This window comes from Hymenobacter sp. APR13, assembly GCF_000737515.1.
Classification (GTDB): domain Bacteria; phylum Bacteroidota; class Bacteroidia; order Cytophagales; family Hymenobacteraceae; genus Hymenobacter.
This window is the reverse complement of the sequence record NZ_CP006587.1, coordinates 3,103,994-3,122,516: the sequence shown is the minus strand read 5'-3', so window position 1 is coordinate 3,122,516 and position 18,523 is coordinate 3,103,994. Positions and strand designations below refer to the sequence as shown.

The following is an 18,523-nucleotide window of genomic DNA, read 5'->3' as shown; positions in this document are numbered from 1 at the left end:
GGAGGCAGTACACTTCTCTCATCAGGTAGCGGAAAGGATTGAAGGCGGCAAGGTAAGCAGCGGGTGACAGATGCCGGGTACCGCGAAAGTCGGCTGCGCGGCACCCGGATTCGCTGAAAGTCCCGCCCGGCGCGGAAAAGTTGCGCAGCCTATGGTAGTTTGGGGTGTCTGTTAGCCGTTCTTTTTCTCTCTTCCCATGACCCACACTTACCTCCGTACGGCGCTGCTGGCGGGAATCCTGCTGGCGGCTGCCGCCCCGGCCCACGCCCAGCTCGTCACGCCCGCCGAAAAAGCCTACCAGGCCCAGATGATGGCCGATACGCTCTACATCCGGCAGCACTACACCAAAACGGAATACCAGATTCCGATGCGCGACGGCCGCAAGCTCTACACCATCGTGTACGCGCCCAACGACGCCGACAAGGTGAAGTACCCGATTATGCTCAACCGCACGCCCTACGCGGTGGGCCCCTACGGCCCGGGCACCTACAAGAAAGTGCTGGGCCCGAGCAGCACCATGATGCGCGACGGCTACATCTTCGCCTACCAGGACGTGCGCGGCCGCTACATGTCAGAAGGCGAATTTATGGATATGCGGCCCGAGAAGGACACCCACAACGGCAAAAACGACATCGACGAGGGCACCGACACCTTCGATACCATTGCCTGGCTGCTGAAGAACGGGCCCAAGAACAACGGCCGCGTGGGCCAGTGGGGCATCAGCTACCCCGGCTTCTACACCGCCGCCGGCCTGCTCAGCCGCCACCCGGCCCTGAAAGCCGCCTCGCCCCAGGCCCCCATTGCCGACTGGTTCTGGGACGATTTCCACCACAACGGCGCGTTTTTCCTGCCCCACGCCTTCAACTTCTACGCCAGCTTCGGGCTGCCGCGCCCCACGCCTACGCCCACCGGCAACCCCGGCTTCAAGCACGGCACCCCCGACGGCTACGACTTCTTCCTGAAGATGGGGCCGCTGAAAAACGCCGATGCCCGCTACTACAAAGGCCAGGTGGCCTTCTGGAAGGACTTGATGAGCCACCCCAACTACGACCAGTTCTGGCAGGAGCGCAACCTGCGCCCGCACCTCAAAAACCTCAACAAAGGCACCGCCATCCTCACCGTGGGCGGCTTCAACGATGCCGAGGACCTGTTTGGGGCGCTGGAAATCTACAAGAGCATCGAGCGGCAGAACCCCGGCCAGCGCAACGGCCTCGTGATGGGGCCGTGGGTGCACGGCGGCTGGGCCCGCGGTTTGGGCGAGCTGGTCGGCAACGTCGACTACGGCCCGTCGCCGTCGCAGTACTACCAGACGGAAATCGAGGCGCCGTTCTTCAAAGCCAACCTGAAAGACGGCAAGCCCGCCGCCACGCCCGAGGCCACTGTGTTCGAAAGCGGCACCAACCGCTGGCGCACCTTCGATGCCTGGCCGCCCAAAGAAGCCAAGGAAGAGGTGCTGTACTTCCAGCCCAACGGCATGATTTCGTTTGAGAAGCCCGCCAGCGGCGCCGAGTTCGACCAGTACCTGAGCGACCCGGCCCACCCGGTGCCGTCCAACGAAAACATGGCCACCGGCATGACCAAAGAGTACATGACCGACGACCAGCGCTTTGCCTCGCGCCGCCCCGACGTGCTGACCTACCAGACCAACGTGCTGACTGAGGACATGACGCTGGCCGGCCCCATTCAGGCCCTGCTGCAGGTGGCCACCACCGGCACCGACGCTGACTGGGTGGTGAAAATCATCGACGTGTACCCCAACGACACGCCCGATAACCCGCGCCTGCTGCCCAACGTGCGCCTCGGCGGCTACCAGCAGATGGTCCGTTCGGAGGTGATGCGCGGCCGGTTCCGCAACAGCTTCGAGAAGCCCGAGGCCTTCGTGCCAGGCCAGGTGACGGCCGTGCCATTTACGGTGCAGGACCTGTGCCACACCTTCCGCAAAGGCCACCGCCTGATGGTGCAGGTGCAAAGCACCTGGTTCCCGATGGTGGACCGCAACCCGCAAACCTTCGTGCCCAACATCTTCGAGGCCGACGAGAAGGACTTCCAGACGGCCACGCACCGCCTCTACCACTCGCCACAGCACGCCTCGCAGCTCACCCTGAAGGTGCTGTAGGCGGCATTAGAACGGCACAAAAAAAGCTCCCTGGCCAATGCCGGGAAGCTTTTTTTGTGGAGCCTGACGCTAGAAACGGGCTACGTTGTTGTAGTCGAAGCTTTCTTCCTGCTCTTTTTCTTTGAGTTCATACAGCACCCCTTCCGCCACGCCACGCCCAAACAGGCTGATGCCGGCGTTAAGCACGCCCAGGGCCAGGGTACCGGCTACTACCCATTCGCTGGCGGGAGCACCGTGCTGCTTTTTGCTGGCTGCCCACTGTACCAGGCAGGAACCCAAACCGATTACCATGAGTCCACTGGGGGCAAACAGCAGCCATTTTTTCTTGTGCGTCATCGGGAAACGGAGGTTAGAGGGCGGGAATTTGGAAGGGATGATGAAGGTAAGGACGAAACCGCAGGAAAAACCGTGCCGGCCTGCTTTATTTCCAATCGTACCTTTGCGGCGTAGGGTTACAAAATATCCTGCCTGCTTTTCCTTTTCCGTAACCGTCAGCGGCTTTTTTCAGGCAGCTGGCGCCAGGTTTCCCTGCTGCTATGCCCGCATTCGAAGACTTACTGCATGAAGCGTTTCGCCGCGTGCCCAACCCGGCCCCTTTTCTTGCTCCAACCACCCTGGCCGCCTACAGCGAGCTGCAGCAGGCTCCGGCCCGCGACTTGTCGTTTCGGTTTGAGCGGGTGCGGCTGGCTACGGCCATGAGCATCCTGCAGCTGCTCTCCGACCTCGGCGACAACGATGACAGCCGCAAAGTGGTAGAGGCCCTGAACCGCGCCCTGCAGGCCCGCTCCATCGCCGAAATCGACAACGTGATGCACAAGGAGGCCAAGGCCTTCGAGCGCCTCTACACCAACCTCTACGTCAACGACGAAGGCGAGCTGCTGCTGAACCTGTTCGAGCGCACCCTCGACGCCGACTCCCAGGCCCTGATGGACGACGTCATCCGGGAGGCCACCGCCCTGGCCGCCACCCTGGATTTCGAGCGCGACGAAGACGACTACGAGTAAGCAACGCAACCAGGCCCCACCGGGGCTACTCCACAGCCTGAGCCGGGTACTCAGTGGTCAGGTTTTATACCGCCACATGATTTTGCTGATTGCCTGAGCGCTCAGCGGGCTGGGTTTGCCACTAAAAAAAGCCGCTCCACATATGTGGAGCGGCTTTTTTTAGTGAAGCGCGGAGCGTCGGCTAGTAGCCGGGGTTCTGTACCAGGGCTTTGTTGAGGTTCAGCTCGTAGAGCGGAATCGGGAACACCAGGCGCGGGCTGTTCCAGGCCAGCGTACCGGTGGTGCGCTGCCGCCGCTTGATGTCGTGAATCCGGACGCCCTCGAAGGCCAGCTCCAGCTGACGCTCCAGCAGGATGTCGTTGAGCGTGACAGTCGTCAGCGGGGTGGCATTGGCCCGCTCCCGGATGGTGTTGATATCAACCAGCGGCGTGGCGCCCACGGCAGAGCCCAACTCAAAGTTGGCTTCGGCGCGCGTCAGGTACATCTCAGCCAAACGGATGATGGGCAGGTTCTGGCCAAACTCGTTCCACTTGGTGGTCCGGATGCGGCCGGCACGGCCACCGGTATCTTCCGTGAACAGCAGCCCGGCGTCCGGCCCACGCAGGTCGTTGGGCTCAAACAGAGCCAGGAACGGGTCCAGCACGGCTACGTCGCCGCGGCCTTTGTTGGACGGCGCAAAGAAGGTGGTCAGCCCGTCGTTGGCGGTGCCGGCGTTGTACTGGTCGTTTTGCTGAATCTCAAACAGCGACTCCGACGAGTTGCGCACTCGGAACGGCGCCGTCACCGACGGCGTCAGGTCCAGGCCCACATTGGCGCCGTCCTCAATCACCTGGTTGGCCAGGTTGCGGGCCTGCGCGTAGTTGCCTTGCTGCAGGTATACCCGGGCCAGCATGGCTTTCGCCGAGAATTTGTTTACTCGGCCGTTGCCGCGCGGGTTTTCCTCGGGCAGCAGCTGCTCGGCGGCGCGCAGGTCGGCCAGCACCTGCGTGTATACTTCGCCTACAGTGGCGCGGGCAATCTGCTGGGAAGCCTGCTCTTCGGTTTTGTTGGCCGTCAGGGCCAGGGGCACGCCGGGGTTGGCCAGGCCAGCCTGGTAGGGCAGCCCGTAGAGGCGCACCAGCTCAAAGAACAAGGCGCCGCGGATAAAGCGGGCCTCGCCTTCGTACTGGGCCTTATCGTCGGCGTCCGTCACCACGGGCAGGGCCTCCAGAATCAGGTTGGTGAAGTTGATGGTCTGGTAGGCCAGCTGCCAGGTGCGGGTGGCCTCGGTGTTGTTGTTGGTCAGCTGCCGGCGGAACACGTCGCGGTAGCTGGTGAACGTGCCCTGCCACAGCACATAGTTGTCGGAAGCCAGCAGCTCGGGCAGCAGCGTGAAGTTGGTGCCGTAGAGGTTGCCGGTGCCCAGGCGGGCGTAGGCGCCCACCAGCGCGCTCTGCACCTTCTCGGGCGAGTCCAGAGCGGTGGCGGCGTCAACGGATTGGCGGGGGTCCAGGTCCAGCTGCTTTTCGCACGCCGACAGGCCCAGCGTCAGGAACAGCCCGAGGGCGGCAGTGCGGCTAAAAGAAGATATTTTCATGAGGAAGGTCGTCGTTAAGATTTAAAAACCGAGGTTCAGACCCACCAGCCACGTTTTAGCCAGTGGCGGCGTGTAGAAGTCGTGGCCCAGGATATAGTTGCCGCTCTGCACGCCTGCCGCCGTGTTGCCGCCCACAAAGCCCGTGTTTACCTCGGGGTCGTAGCCGTTGTAGTCGGTCAGGGTCAGCAGGTTCTGGCCGGTCACGTACACGCGGGCCGACTGCAGGAAGGCTTTCTTGGCCAGCTCGGCCGGCACGGTGTAGCCCAGCGTTACGTTTTTGAGGCGGAAGAACGAGCCGTCCTCAATCCAGCGCGACGATACCTGCGTGCCGTTGCTCTCGAAGTAGCGGGCCTGCGGTACCTTGGTGATGTCGCCCGGCTTCTGCCAGCGCGTCAGCTGGTCGAGGGTCTGGTTGTCGAAGTAGTCGCCGTTCACCGACTGGTACACCCCGGCAATGTTGTAGATGTCGTTGCCGTAAGTGAACTGCGTGAGCACGCCCAGCTCGAAGCCTTTATAGCTGAACGTGTTGTTGAAGCCGCCCGTGTACTTAGGGTTGGGGTTGCCGATGCGCTGCACCGCGCCCTGGCTGTACACATTGGTGGTGTTGCCGTCGGCGTCGAAGAACAGGGCGTCGCCGTTTTCCGGGTCTACGCCGGCGTACTTCACGCCGTAGAACACGCCGATAGGCTCACCCACGCGCACGCGGCTCAGGTTGCGGCCGCCCGACACGATTTCCTGACCGCTCAGGTCCGTGATTTCGTTGCGGTTAAACGAGATGTTGAAGTTGGTGGTCCATTTGAACGCGTTGTCGATGTTGCGCGTGTTCAGCGACACCTCCAGGCCCCGGTTGCGCATCTCGCCCAGGTTCTTGTAGATGTTGTTGTAGCCGCCGGTGTAGGGCAGCTGGCGGGCCAGCAGCAGGTCGCTGGTGTTTTTCTGGTACACGTCCACCTCACCCGAAATACGGTTGTTGAGGAAGCCGAACTCCAGGCCCAGGTCGGCCTGCGCCGTATTCTCCCAGGTCAGTACGTCGTTGCCGAGCTGCGTGGGCCGGATACCGGCCTGGTCAGCGTAAGGTACGGCTTCGTAGAGGCTGCGCGAGAAGTAGTTACCGATTTCGGCATTGCCGGTCAGGCCGTATGAGGCGCGCAGCTTCAGCAAACTCACCACGCTGTTGTCGCGCAGAAAGTCTTCGTTGGAAACCACCCAACCTGCCGAGCCGGCCGGGAAAATGCCGGTGCGCTTGTCGGCCCCGAAGCGCGACGACTTGTCGGCCCGGATGCTACCCGACAGCAGGTACTTCTCGCGGAAGTTGTAGTTCAGGCGGCCGAAGTACGACAGGAACACGTACTCGTTCACGCGCGAGTCGCCGGCCGTGATTTTGGCGGCGCTGGCAATCTTGCGGAACTGGTCGTTCGGGAACGTGGTGCCCTCCGACGATACCGACTTCTGGTTGTAGCGCTGGAACGAGAAACCAGCCAGGGCCTCAACCGAGTGGTCTTCGTTGAAGCTGGTGGCGTAGGTGGCCGTGTTGTTGGTGGTGTAGTTCACCACGTTGCCCTGGCTCTCGAAGGCGTAGCCATTGCGCGAGCGGCCGGTTTCGGTTTCCACGCCGCGGTACAGCTCCTCGTTGATGTTGAGGAAGTCACCGCCCACTTCGGTGCGCAGCGTCAGCTCCTTGATGGGGTTGTACGACAGGTAGGCCGAGCTGAACGAGCGGTAGTTGCCCGAACGGTTGGTGGAGCCCAACTCCGCTAAGTTGTTGTAGTAGAGCGTGCTCTGGTTCACCTTGCCGTTGGCCAGGTACTTGGCCTGCAGCGGCGGCAGGGCGTTCAGCTGCACGGGGTTGGCGAAGTCGTTGTCGTCGGCTACCCGGTCGTTGATGGAGCGTACCAGCGACACGTTCACGCCCACGCGCATCTTGTCGCTGATGCTGTGGTCGAGGTTGGCGCGGAAGCTGCCCCGGCGGTAACGGTTGCCGATGATGATACCGGTCTGGTCGTTGTAGGTGCTGCTGATGAAGAAACGCGTCTTGGCGTCGCCGCCGCTCACGTTGAAATCGTACTGCGCCACCTTGCCCTTGCGGAACGCGGCCCCGGCCCAGTCGGTGTCCAGCGTCGAGTTGTAGTCGATGCCGGCTTCGCTGGCAAACACTTCTGCCAGGTCCGGATTCGCGCCGTAGAAGAAGTTGATGTAGGAGTCGTCAATCAGCGAGGCGTTGGTGATGGCTTCGCCGAACAGCTCCTTGTACTGGGCCGCGTTGAGGAATTCGCGGGTGCGGGTAGCCTCACTGCGGCCAAAGTAAGCGCCCACGTTCACGCGGGTCTGGCCCTGGCGGCCTTTTTTGGTGGTCACCAGCACCACGCCGTTGGAAGCGCGCGAGCCGTAGATGGCCGACGAGGCGGCATCCTTCAGAATCGAGATACTTTCAATGTCGTTGGGGTTGAGGTCGGCCAGCGGGTTGGTGGTTTCGCCAAATGCCACGCCCACGTCGTTGGACGTCACGGGAATACCGTCGATAACGTACAGCGGCTGGTTGGAGGCCGTCACCGACGACGAACCCCGCACCCGGATGTTAACGCCGGCGCCCAGCTTGCCCGAGCCCTGGTTGATCTGCACGCCCGGCGTGCGGCCCTGGATGGCCTGCTCGAAGCTCACGGTCGGCACGTTCTGCACGTCCTTGGCCATTACCTGCGTCACGGAGCCGGTCAGCTCCGATTTGGCCTGGCTGCCGTAGCCGATAACCACAGCCTCGCTCAGGGCCACTGAGTTTTCCTGCAGCGTGATGGCCACCGTGGTCCGGTCGCCTACCACAATGTTCTGGGTGTTGTAGCCGATGGAGCTAACCACCAGCGTGGCGCCGGGCTGCACGGTCAGCGAGAAGCTGCCGTCGGCGCTGGTGCTGGCGCCGTTGGTGGTGCCGCGCTCCAGCACCGTCACACCGGGCAGGCCGGTGCCGTCGGCACCCGTGATGCGGCCGGTTACGGCCCGCGTCTGCGCCATAGCGGGCACCGACGTAGCCGCTGCAACGGCGCACAGTATAGGAATGAGTGAAGTTTGTTTCATACTACCTGACTCTGATAAGAGCCTATTAGAGTGAAAAATATCCGGCAAGACCGCCAGATGGAAAAACAATGACAACTAAAGCCTACAACACCTTTCACTAGATGCTCAAGGCCACAAATTTGCACGCAAAATCATCATATATTTTTTAACATGCTACTTACTGACTTTAACCGGCCTTTAATAACTGGTTGGGTTTGCGTGTAGCGACTAGCTACCTTTACCGGAGTTGGCCCGGCCAGTACCCAGCGGCCGGCGTTGTCTGCCGCTCTCTTCCCCTGTTTGCGAATGTCTGCCATTCAGTACCTTACCACCGCTGCAGAAGTGCAGCAGGCCGCCCTGGCACTCAGCACGGCCCCCCGCATTGCCATCGACCTGGAGTTTGACGACATGCGCCACCGCTATGGCCGCAATCTGGCGCTGATTCAGATTTTTGATGGCCAAGCTATGCTGCTCATCGACCCGCTGCCGCTCACCAACCCCGCCCACGACCTGGAGCCCCTCTGGGCCATTCTGCGCGACCCGGCCGTGGAAAAGGTGTTCCACTCCTGCAAGTCGGATATTCTGCTGCTCGATGAGCTCTACGGCGTGCACGTGCGCAACATCACCGATACCAGCGTGCAATACACCCTGCTAGCCGAGTCGGACAACAATATCTCGCTGGGCCGCCTGATTCAGGCCGAGCTGGGGCTGGAAGTGGACAAGGGCGAGCAGAAGTCCAACTGGCTGAAGCGTCCGCTCACGGAAGCGCAGAAGCTCTACGCCGCCAACGACGTGCTCTACCTGTTCGAGCTGGCCGACCGCCTTCGCGACAAGCTGGCCGCCCTGGGCCGCCTGCATTGGGCCGACGAGGAGAACGCGGCCCTGGAAGAAGTGCGCTACACCCGCGACGAGCGCCCGTACCTGCGCGTGGCCGGCAAATACCGCATCCTGCCCCAGGAAATGCCCCTGTTCCGCGACCTGTACATGCTCCGCGACCAGGTAGCCCGCCAGATCGACCGGCCGCCCTACATGGTGTTTGCCAACGAGCGGCTGCCGGAGCTGGTGCGCGACACGCCCCGCAGCCTCAACGACTGGAAAAACGCCCGCGGCCTGCACCCTGAGCTGAAGCGTACCCCATATCTGGAGCAGCTCACGGCCCTCTCGCCCGACAATTTCGTGGCCGTACCGGAGCCGGCCGCCACGGGCGAACAGCGCCGCTTCCCGTTCCGCCGCCGCCTCAGCGGCGAGAAGGCCAACCGCGCCGATGCCCGCGAGCAGTTGCTGCTTCAGCTCAAAAACCACATCACCACTGACCACAATGGCTACGTGGCCAACCTGGTGCTGTCCAACCGCCTCGTGGCCGACATCATCGAGCTGGGTGCCGACCAGGTGCTGCGCCCCTGGCAGAAAACCATCCTGCAGGAAACCACCCAGCGCCACGGCCTCGACTACCAGAGCATCGCCACTGCTTTCTGAATCGCGGATTTTGTGGATTAAGCGGATTGGTCGGATTTCGGTGACGATTCGTTTGTTGCCAGTTTCACTGTCCCTGGGCACATAAAAACAGAAGAGGCTTGCCGTGTGGCAAGCCTCTTCTGTTTTTAATGGTCCGTCAATCGTCACCGAAATCCGACCAATCCGCTTAATCCACAAAATCCGCGTTCTAGAATTGCGCTTCCTCGGTGCTGCCGACCAGGGCGGCGGTGCTGGTGAGGTTGCTGGTTACCACGTTCTGCACGGCATCGAAGTAGCCGGTGCCCACGAAGCTTTGGTGCTTCACGGCCTTGAAACCGTGCTTCTGCAGCGCAAACTCCCGCTCCTGCAGTTCAGAGTATCCGGCCATACCCCGCGCTTTGTAGGCCAGCGCCAGCTCAAACATGCTGGTGTTGAGGGCATGGAAACCGGCCAGCGTGATGAACTGAAACTTGTAGCCCATGGCAGCCAGTTCCTCGCGGTAGGTTTCCATCTGCTCCACACTCAATTTGGCGGCCCAGTTGAACGAGGGCGAGCAGTTGTAAGCCAGCAGCTTGCCTGGAAACTGCGCATGAATAGCCTCAGCGAACTGGCGGGCCTGCTCCAGGTCGGGGTGCGAGGTTTCCATCCAGATGAGGTCGGCGTAGGGGGCGTAGGCCAGGCCGCGGGCAATGCCGGCCTCCACGCCGCAGCGCACCCGGTAGAAGCCCTCGGAGGTGCGCTCGGCTTCCTGCAGAATGAACGGCTGGTCGCGCGGGTCCACGTCGGCCGTGAGCAGGTCGGCGGCGTCGGCGTCGGTGCGGGCCACTACCAGGGTGGGCACGCCCATCACGTCGGCTGCCAGGCGGGCCGCCACCAGCTTGTTGATGGCCTCCTGCGTGGGCACCAGCACCTTGCCGCCCAGGTGCCCGCACTTCTTCGCCGACGACAGCTGGTCCTCGAAATGCACGCCAGCGGCCCCGGCCTCAATCATCATCTTCATCAGCTCAAAGGCGTTGAGGTTGCCCCCGAAACCGGCCTCGGCGTCGGCCACAATTGGCACCATCCAGTGCACGTCGCCCTCGCCGGATACGCTCTGAATCTGGTCGGCGCGGAGCAGGGCGTTGTTGATGCGCTTCACCACGGCCGGCACGCTGTCGGCAGGGTACAGGCTTTGGTCGGGGTACATCTGGCCGGCGCCGTTGGCATCGGCCGCCACTTGCCAGCCACTCAGGTAGATGGCGTTGAGGCCGGCCTGTACTTCCTGCACGGCCTGGTTGCCGGTGAGGGCGCCGAGGCCGGCCACATACTGCTCGGTGTGCAGCAGCTGCCAGAGCCGCTCGGCGCCCTGGCGGGCCAGCGAGTACTCAATCTGCACCGAGCCGCGCAGCTTCATTACTTCCTCGGCGGTATAGGGCCGCTCGATTCCTTTCCAGCGCGGATTTGTGGCCCAGTCCTGCTTGATAGCGGCAATGCGTTCCTGCTTGTTCATGGTAGTTGGAATAAAAGGGTGAAAGTGAAGGCAAAAGCGTAGCCGGCCGGCTCGCGGAGCGGCTTTTTTAAGTCAGGAAGTGTCGAGTGTCATTCCGAGCGAAGCGAGGAATCTGGTAGCCGTGCTGCGAGGCTACCCAGATTCCTCGCTCCGCTCGGAATGACAGCTAGAGCAGCTGCTCGTAGGCGGCTACGGTCAGGAACTCGATGAATTTCTCGCTCATCACCAGCTTATCGAACAGACGGGCAGCTTCGATGTAGCGGCCAGCAGCGTAGCGCTCCTCCCCTACCAGCGCCCGGATTTTCTCCAGCTGGCCGGGCACCAGGCTGCGGTAGAGCTCCACCGTGAGCGGACGGCCGTCGGCGAGTACGGTGCCGGGCGTGTGCAGCCACTGCCACACCTGCGCCCGGCTGATTTCGGCGGTGGCGGCGTCTTCCATCAGGTTGTAGATGGGCACGCAGCCGTTGCCGCCCAGCCACGATTCCAAGTATTGCACCGCCACGTCGATGTTGAGCTTGACGCCTTCCTCGGTGATCTGGCCTTGCGGGGCGCGCACTAGGTCTTCGGCCGTTACCACCAGATCTTCGCGCTTGTTGGCAATCTGGTTGGGCTCGGGCATCAGCTCATCAAACACCGCCAGCGCCACCGGCACCAGGCCGGGGTGGGCCACCCAGGTGCCGTCGTGGCCGTTGCGAGCCTCGCGCACCTTGTCCAGCCGGACTTTCTCCAGCGCGGCTTCGTTGGCTTCGGGGTTGTTCTTGATGGGAATCTGGGCGGCCATGCCCCCGATGGCATGCACGCCGCGGCGGTGGCAGGTCTGGATGACGAGCTGCGAGTAAGAGGCCATGAACGGCACAGCCATGGTCACGTCGGCGCGGTTGGGCAGGCGGAATTCGGGCTTCAGGCCCAGGCGCTTGATGTAGCTGAAAATGTAGTCCCAGCGGCCGCAGTTGAGGCCGGCGCTGTGCTCGCGCAGCTCATACAGTATTTCGTTGAGCTCGAAGGCGGCCGGCAGCGTTTCAATCAGCACCGTGGCCTTGATGGTGCACTTCTGCTGCTTCAGCGACCATTGCGCAAACCCAAACACGTCGTTCCAGAGGCGGGCTTCCAGGTGGCTCTCGATTTTGGGCAGGTAGAAATACGGGGCCGTGCCGCGGGCGCACAGCTCGTGGGCGTTGTGGAAATAGTAGAGCCCGAAATCAAAGAAGGCGGCACTGACCGGCTCGCCATCCACCAGCATGTGCTTTTCCAGCAGGTGCCAGCCGCGGGGGCGCACCATCAGCACGGCGGTCTGCTCGTTCAGCTTGTACTCTTTGGTGGGCGTGCTCAGCGAAATGGTGCGCCGCACGGCGTCGCGCAGGTTGCGCTGGCCTTCCACCACGTTGGCCCAGGTGGGCGAGTTGGAATCCTCCAGATCGGCCATGAACACCTTCGCCCCCGAGTTCAGGGCATTGATGATCATCTTCCGCTCGACGGGCCCCGTGATTTCCACCCGGCGGTCCTGCAGGTCGGCCGGGATGGGGGCCACGGTCCAGGGCTTTTCGCGGATCAGGCGCGTTTCGGGCAGAAAGTCGGGCAGCTGGCCGGCCTCAAATGCCTGCTGCCGCTCCTCGCGGCGCTTAAGCAGCGCCTGCCGCGTGTGGTCGAAGCGGCGGTGCAGCTCGGCCACAAACGCCAGCGCCGACGGCGTCAGGATTTCAGCAAACTCCGGCGAATACGCCCCAGTGATTTTCACGCGCTCCGGCGTCAGGAAGGCGGGAGCAGCTACGGCAGGTTCGAGGTCGGCGAAGGGTAACATGGGGAATCGGTTGAATGTGAGAACAATCGGGGCCCTACGCTGAGGACAGAACAAACGTAGCTCAGCGAATTTTATTAAACAAGCGAATTTTCGCTAATTTTTATAACCCATTGAATTTGCGTTGATTTGCGCGGTTCCGGATGCCGCACCGCCGCCATTTTTTGCTGGCACGCGCCGCTCCCCGTCCGCTCTCCTCTCCTGCTTCTACCCATCTCTCCTATATAAATGCTAAGCCACGGTCAGGTTGTCCGACTCATTTTCGGGCTGAAACTGCGCGAGCTGCGCCAGGAGCGCGGCTTCACGCCCGCCGAGCTGGCCCGGGCCTGCGACGTGTCGGTATCCTACCTCAATGAGATTGAGAAAGGCAAGAAATACCCCAAGGCTGACAAGATTCTGGGCCTGAGCAAGGTACTGGGCGTCAGCTACGACCAGCTCACGTCTCTGACGCTGAGCCGGCGGCTGGAGCCGATTTCGGAGCTGCTGCAGTCGGATCTGCTGAAGGAATTTCCGCTGGAGATGTTCGGGCTGGACCCGCTGCGCATCGTGGAGCTGATTGCCGACGCGCCGGCCAAGATGAACGCCTTCATCAGCACCATCTTCGAAATAGCCCGCAACTACGAAATGCGGCAGGAAAGCTTTTTTCTGGCCGCGTTGCGCTCTTACCAGGAGATGCACGACAACTACTTCGAGGAGCTGGAGCAGGACGTACGAACCTTCTGCGGCGAGCAGAACCTGAGCACCCGGGCTCCCTTCGACACCACCCAGCTGGAGCGGGTGCTCAGCCAGAAATACGGCTACCGCCTCGACCGGGAGAAGCTGGCGGAGTACGCGGCGCTGGGCCGGCTGCGGTCGGTGTTCCAGCCCAAAACCCGCACGCTGCTGCTGCGGCCGGGTTTGAGCAAGGCACAGGAGTCGTTTGTGCTGGGCCGGGAGGTGGCTTTCAACTACCTCAATCTGAAGGAGCGGCCCTACGTGAATGCCACCTTCCCGGTGCATTCCTTCGATGAGGTGCTCAACAACTTCAAGGCGTCTTATTTCGCCGGGGCGCTGCTGATGGAGGAAGAAAGCCTGGTGCGCGACCTGCAGGACTTTTTCGGGCAGGCCACCTGGCAACCGGAGCTGCTGCAGGCTATGCTCACGAAGTATGACGTGTCGCCGGAGATGTTCATGCAGCGCATCACCAACCTGCTGCCGCGCTACTTCGGTATCCAGAGTTTGTTTTTCCTGCGCTTCGACCAAGCCGATGCCGACGCGGCCTACCTGCTGAGCAAGGAGCTGCATCTGTCGCGCCTGCACAACCCGCACGGCAACGAGCTGCACGAGAAATACTGCCGCCGCTGGGTGTCCATTCGCCTGATCCGGGAGGCGCGGGAGCAGGCGGCCGGCCCGGCGCCGGCCTTCGTGCTGGGCACCCAACGCTCGCGCTACCCCAACGAAGACGAGTACCTGTGCCTCTCGCTGGCCCGCGCCGGCACAGCCAACGAGCCGGCGGTGAGCGTAACCGTGGGCCTGCTCTGCGACGACAACCTGCGCCAGAAAGTGCAGTTCCTCAACGACCCGGCCATCGTACAGAAGCGCGTCAACGAAACCTGCGAGCGGTGCTCCATCCCCGACTGCGAAGTACGGGCCGCGCCGCCCGTGGAAATTGCGCGCCGCCAGAGCCAGCAGGAAGCCGCTGAAGCCATTGCGGCCCTGGTCAACGGCGAGTAGGTTTTTGGTTGCTCGTTGTTAGTTATTAGTCGCTCGTAGTTCGTAGTGGTGGCGACGACTGCGCTGGCGACGGTCTGCGCCGACAAAGTCGGCAAGACCGTACGCCGCCCCGCCGGGCCGGTTTCCGAACCGGCGGCCGCGTAGCGGCCATGCGGAACCGCGCCGCGTGGCTGTGGCCCGGACTTTAGTCCGGAGCCCGTGGCTACTGAACATCACTTTCACGCAGCACCCTTCCTTGAGCAGCGCGATTGGCAGTAGCGCGAATTGTGCAGTTGACGTCCCCGCGCCGTTCGAACGGTTTCGGGCGCCGGACTGAAGTCCGGGCCACAGCCGCGCGGCGCGTTACCTTTGGGACTTTGGTTTCACTGTTCTCTGCTGCTTTTGACTACTGCTGCCCGCTCTTGGCTTTGGTTTGTGCTTGTTGTGCTGCTACTAACTGGCGGCGCGGCGCTATACGGCGCGTGGCGCGTGCTGTGGCAGCCCAACGTGGCCGAGTCGCCGTACGGGGCCGCGTATCTGTACATCCGGACGGGCGCGGGCTGGCCGGCCGTGCGCGACTCGCTGCGGCGGCAGGAGCTGCTGCGCGACCCCGGCACGTTTGAGTGGCTGGCCACGCAGCGCGAGTATCCGGCCCACGTGCGCCCCGGCCGCTACCGGCTGGCGCCCGGCCTCGGCAACGCCGCGCTGCTGGAGATGCTGCTGGCCGGCCGCCAGGACACGGTGGCCTTCACGCTCGACGCCTTCAAGTACAAGCCCCAGCTCACGCGCCAGATCAGCCGGCAGTTGGAGGCCGACTCGCTGGAGCTGCGCCGGCTGCTGCAGAACAATGCCTACCTGCGCCGCCGCTACCAGCTCGACACCACCACCATCCTGACGCTGTTTCTGCCCGGCCCCTACCGGGCCTTCTGGAACACCTCGGCGCGCACGTTCTTGGATTCAGCCGCGGCCACGCACCGCCGCTTCTGGACCGCGCAGCGCCGCCAGCGGGCCGATTCGCTGCAGCTGACCGTGCCCGAGGTGCACGTGCTGGCCAGCATCGTGCAGCGCGAAACGGCCAAGAAAGAGGACAAGCCGGTTATTGCGGGCGTGTACCTCAACCGGCTGCGGCGCGGCATGCGCCTCCAGGCCGACCCTACGCTGCTGTGGGCCATCGGCAACTTTGGGGTGAAGCGGGTGCTCAATCGCGACAAGCTGGTGGACTCGCCCTACAACACCTACCGCCACAAGGGCCTGCCACCCGGCCCCATCACGTCGGCCAACCGCCAGAGCCTGGATGCGGTGCTGCGGCCGGCGGCGCACCGCTACCTGTTTTTCTGCGCCCGCGCCGACCTGAGCGGCTTCTCCGACTTCGCCGAAACCTACGCCGAGCACCGCCAGAACGCCCGCCGCTACCAGCACGCGCTGGACAGCCTCGGCGTGAAGCGCTAGCCCGGAGCACGCGCGGGAAACGTTGGAAAAAGCCCGCGCGGCAGGGCGTATCCGGGGCGCTGCAGACCGCAGAAGCGGCCGGTGGAATTTCCCGCGTAATCCCTTAGCGGCCTACTCACTTAATCACCTCAGAACGCTACCTTTGCGGCCTATTGTCCGAAACCCTGTCTGCATGGCGCGTCATTACTTTCTTTCTGGTTTTCTGTTTCTTTCGCTTTCCGCCACCGCTGGCGGCTTTCAGTCGGCGCCGCAGAGTGCGCGCCTGCTGGGGCTGGGCGGGGCTGGTACGGCGTACGTGCGCGACATTGCCGTGCTCTACTACAATCCTGGGGCGCTGGGCCACCTCGACTCGCTGACCCACGTGAGCGTGGGCGGCCTGGGCACGGCGCGGCTGTCCTCGTTTGTAGGCACCGACTCGCGGCGCCTTACGCGCCAGGAGCTGCAGCCCCAGCCGAGCGGCTACTTCTACGCCGCCACGCGCCTCAACAGCAAATTCAGCGTGGGGTTGAGTGTTAATCAGCCCTTCGGCTACAACACTAAGTGGCCTTCGAACTGGGAGGGCCGTAGCGTGGTGCAGGAAGCCCGCTTTACCAGCCTGTATGTGCAGCCCACGGTAGGCTACCAGCTCAGCGAGAATTTCAGCCTGGGTGCCGGCATGATTTATGCCTACGGCGACATGCGCCAGCAGCGCGCTTTGGGCCAGTACGACGACCCAACCGCCCAGGCCCTGTTTACGGGCAGCGGCAGCGGCTACGGCGCCAATGTGGGCCTGTATGGCCGCACCGCCGACAACCTGGCTTTCGGCATCAGCTACCGTACGCCCGTGACGCTGAAAGTACGCAACGGCGAGGCCGCCTACGCCAACATTCCGGAGCGGGATGCCGCGCAGTTCCCGGCCCGGGCCGGCTTCCGCACCGATCTGGAGCTGCCTTCCACCCTGGCCGTGGGTATGGCCGACCGCATGACCAAGAACCTGCTGGTGACGTTTGACTTTCACCTCACCAGCTGGAGCCGCTACGATTCGCTGAACTTCGAGCTGGATAATGCTTCCCGCGTGACGGCCGGCCGCCGCTACGAAGACGCCATGGCCTTCCGCGTAGGCGCCGAGTATACCGTAACGCCCAACCTGAGCGTGCGCGGCGGCGTGAGCTACGACGAAACGCCCGTGCGCGACGAGTTTATCTCGCCCGACCTACCCGACGCCAACCTGCTCGGGGGCTCCGTGGGCTTGAGTTTGGCGCTGAAATCCAACCTGCTGCTGGATCTGGCCTACAGCTACGCCCAGGGCGGCGAGCGGCGCGCCCGCGTGAACCCGTCGCGCGACGTGGTAAGCAACATCGACGGCTCGTACCGCACGGCGGTACAGACGGCGGCTGTGGGGCTTTCCTACTCGTTTGGGGGCCGTGCGGCCAGCCCGGTTAAGTAGTCGGCGGCTCATGCCCGCTTCCCTTCTCATTTAAGGCCTGACTTTAGTGCATACTTTTTCTACTTCAATTCTGCGGGCGGCGCTGCCCGCTACGGCCGGCGCCCTGCTGCTGCTGGCGGGCTGCTCGCCCGACCAGCCCGTGCCCGCCCTGAGCAGCAATGGCCTCGACCTGACCCGCTACCTGGCCGTCGGCGACTCCTACACGGCTGGTTTTGCCGATGGCGGCCTGACGAGCGCCAGCCAGTCGTATTCCTACGCCAACCTGATTGCCGGGCAGTTTGCCAAGGTAGATGCCAACGCCACCTTCACCCAGCCGCTGCTGGCCGACGGAGCCGGCACCGGCTACCTCACGCTGGCCGGGTTTGAGGCCAACGGCCTGCCCCGCACGACCCGCGTGAAGCCGGCCGCCACGCTGGCCCGCTTCGTCAACACCACCGGCTGCAACGGCGCCGATACGCTGTACCTCTACCCCCGTGCGGGCGCCACGCTGCCGCAGAACCTGGGCGTGTCTGGCCTGCGCCTCAGCCAGATCAGCATCGCGGGCCTTGGCAACACGGCCAACCTCACCCGCATCGGTCTGTTCAACCCTTATTTCGAGCGGCTGCTGCCGGCCAACGACAACCGCACTTACCTGCAGGTGGTAACGACGGCCAGCGCCAACGCCTCGTTCTTCACGTTTTTCGCGGGCCTCGATGACCTGCTGCCCTACGTGGTGAGCGGCGGCAACTGCGGTCCGCTGCCTTCCGCATCGACCCTCACAGCCAATGCCCGGCTGCTGCTGGCCCAGCTGTCGGCGGGCGGGCGCGCCGGCGTGGTGGCGCTGCCGCCTTCCCTGGCTACCCTGCCTGTCCTGCGCCTGAGCCGCGGCCTCGACGTGCAGCAGCGTCTGCGCCAGAACACCGCTACTGCCAACGACACGCTGTTTGTGCGCGCCTTCACAGGGGCCATTCAGGTGGTTTCGGGTGAAGACTACGTGCTGCCCAGCGGCCAGCGCCGCATCGGGCGGCTGGAGTCGGTGACGGGCGCACCCCAGACCCGCCCCTACGGCAGCCGCCAGAACCCGGTCAGCGGGGCCGACGTGCTGGACTACCTCGAAGTAGCCCGCATCAGCCAGGTGGCCGAGGACTTCCGCACGGGAATGGCGGCGCTGGCCAACACCACGTTCAAGCTGCCGCTCATCGACACCAACGACGCGCTGTTTTCGCAGGTGGCCGGCAACATCAATATCAACGGGGTGAACTACACGCCGGAGCTGGTGCGCGGCAACTTCTACTCGCTGGACCGCACCACGCTGACGCCCCGTGGCAATGCGCTGCTGGCCAACGTGTTTCTACGCAAAATCAACGAAAGCTACAACACCAGCATTCCGCTGATCAACGTGAACAACCTGCCCACGCAGGCCAATCCGTAAGCCGCCAGCTGGTACTTCCCTTTTGTAAAAAAGCAGCCTTCGGGCTGCTTTTTTGTTGCTGGGTT

12 protein-coding genes are annotated in these 18,523 nt (G+C 63.2%); 7 read left to right on the top strand and 5 right to left on the bottom strand.

Annotation, left to right across the window (positions count from 1 at the left end; all coding sequences use genetic code 11):
• Nucleotides 1-196: 196 nt before the first annotated feature.
• On the top strand, nucleotides 197-2,116 hold the full coding sequence (locus N008_RS13105; RefSeq protein WP_044016602.1) for a CocE/NonD family hydrolase: 1,920 nt from the start codon (nucleotides 197-199) through the stop codon (nucleotides 2,114-2,116).
• 69 nt (nucleotides 2,117-2,185) lie between these two features.
• On the opposite strand, the gene N008_RS13100 is transcribed toward N008_RS13105, so the two are convergent.
• The gene (locus N008_RS13100) at nucleotides 2,186-2,452 is read right to left on the bottom strand and encodes a hypothetical protein (RefSeq protein WP_044016600.1); all 267 of its coding nucleotides are present in this window, start codon (nucleotides 2,450-2,452) and stop codon (nucleotides 2,186-2,188) included.
• A gap of 200 nt (nucleotides 2,453-2,652) precedes the next feature.
• Between N008_RS13100 and N008_RS13095 the strand changes: the two genes are divergently transcribed.
• Nucleotides 2,653-3,120 carry a hypothetical protein gene (locus N008_RS13095; protein ID WP_044016598.1) on the top strand — a complete coding sequence of 156 codons (468 nt, stop codon included), beginning with the start codon at nucleotides 2,653-2,655 and terminating at the stop codon, nucleotides 3,118-3,120.
• Nucleotides 3,121-3,301: 181 nt separating this feature from the next.
• Here N008_RS13095 and N008_RS13090 read toward each other — a convergent pair whose 3' ends face one another.
• Both N008_RS13090 and N008_RS13085 read right to left on the bottom strand, forming a co-directional pair.
• On the bottom strand, nucleotides 3,302-4,696 hold the full coding sequence (locus N008_RS13090; RefSeq protein WP_044016596.1) for a RagB/SusD family nutrient uptake outer membrane protein: 1,395 nt from the start codon (nucleotides 4,694-4,696) through the stop codon (nucleotides 3,302-3,304).
• Nucleotides 4,697-4,717: 21 nt separating this feature from the next.
• A complete protein-coding gene (locus N008_RS13085) occupies nucleotides 4,718-7,762 on the bottom strand; it encodes a SusC/RagA family TonB-linked outer membrane protein (RefSeq protein WP_044016594.1) in 3,045 nt (1,014 codons plus the stop codon).
• A 285-nt stretch (nucleotides 7,763-8,047) separates the two neighbouring features.
• Between N008_RS13085 and N008_RS13080 the strand changes: the two genes are divergently transcribed.
• A complete protein-coding gene (locus tag N008_RS13080; protein WP_044016592.1) occupies nucleotides 8,048-9,217 on the top strand; it encodes a ribonuclease D in 1,170 nt (389 codons plus the stop codon).
• Nucleotides 9,218-9,404: 187 nt separating this feature from the next.
• Here the strand turns inward: N008_RS13080 and aceA are convergent, their stop codons facing one another.
• The gene (gene aceA / locus N008_RS13075) at nucleotides 9,405-10,685 is read right to left on the bottom strand and encodes an isocitrate lyase (protein WP_044016590.1); all 1,281 of its coding nucleotides are present in this window, start codon (nucleotides 10,683-10,685) and stop codon (nucleotides 9,405-9,407) included.
• 166 nt (nucleotides 10,686-10,851) lie between these two features.
• Entirely contained in the window at nucleotides 10,852-12,483 is a 1,632-nt protein-coding gene (gene aceB / locus N008_RS13070; protein ID WP_081910789.1) for a malate synthase A, read from the bottom strand.
• Between the two features lie 225 nt (nucleotides 12,484-12,708).
• Between aceB and N008_RS13065 the strand changes: the two genes are divergently transcribed.
• From N008_RS13065 to N008_RS13050, 4 genes are all read left to right on the top strand, one after another.
• On the top strand, nucleotides 12,709-14,193 hold the full coding sequence (locus N008_RS13065; RefSeq protein WP_044016588.1) for a helix-turn-helix domain-containing protein: 1,485 nt from the start codon (nucleotides 12,709-12,711) through the stop codon (nucleotides 14,191-14,193).
• 423 nt (nucleotides 14,194-14,616) lie between these two features.
• Entirely contained in the window at nucleotides 14,617-15,621 is a 1,005-nt protein-coding gene (mltG, locus tag N008_RS13060; RefSeq protein WP_052381522.1) for an endolytic transglycosylase MltG, read from the top strand.
• A gap of 172 nt (nucleotides 15,622-15,793) precedes the next feature.
• Nucleotides 15,794-17,047 carry an OmpP1/FadL family transporter gene (locus N008_RS13055; protein WP_044016584.1) on the top strand — a complete coding sequence of 418 codons (1,254 nt, stop codon included), beginning with the start codon at nucleotides 15,794-15,796 and terminating at the stop codon, nucleotides 17,045-17,047.
• 46 nt (nucleotides 17,048-17,093) lie between these two features.
• Nucleotides 17,094-18,458 (top strand): hypothetical protein, encoded by a 1,365-nt coding sequence (locus N008_RS13050; protein ID WP_044016582.1) that lies wholly within the window; start codon nucleotides 17,094-17,096, stop codon nucleotides 18,456-18,458.
• Nucleotides 18,459-18,523: the final 65 nt, after the last annotated feature.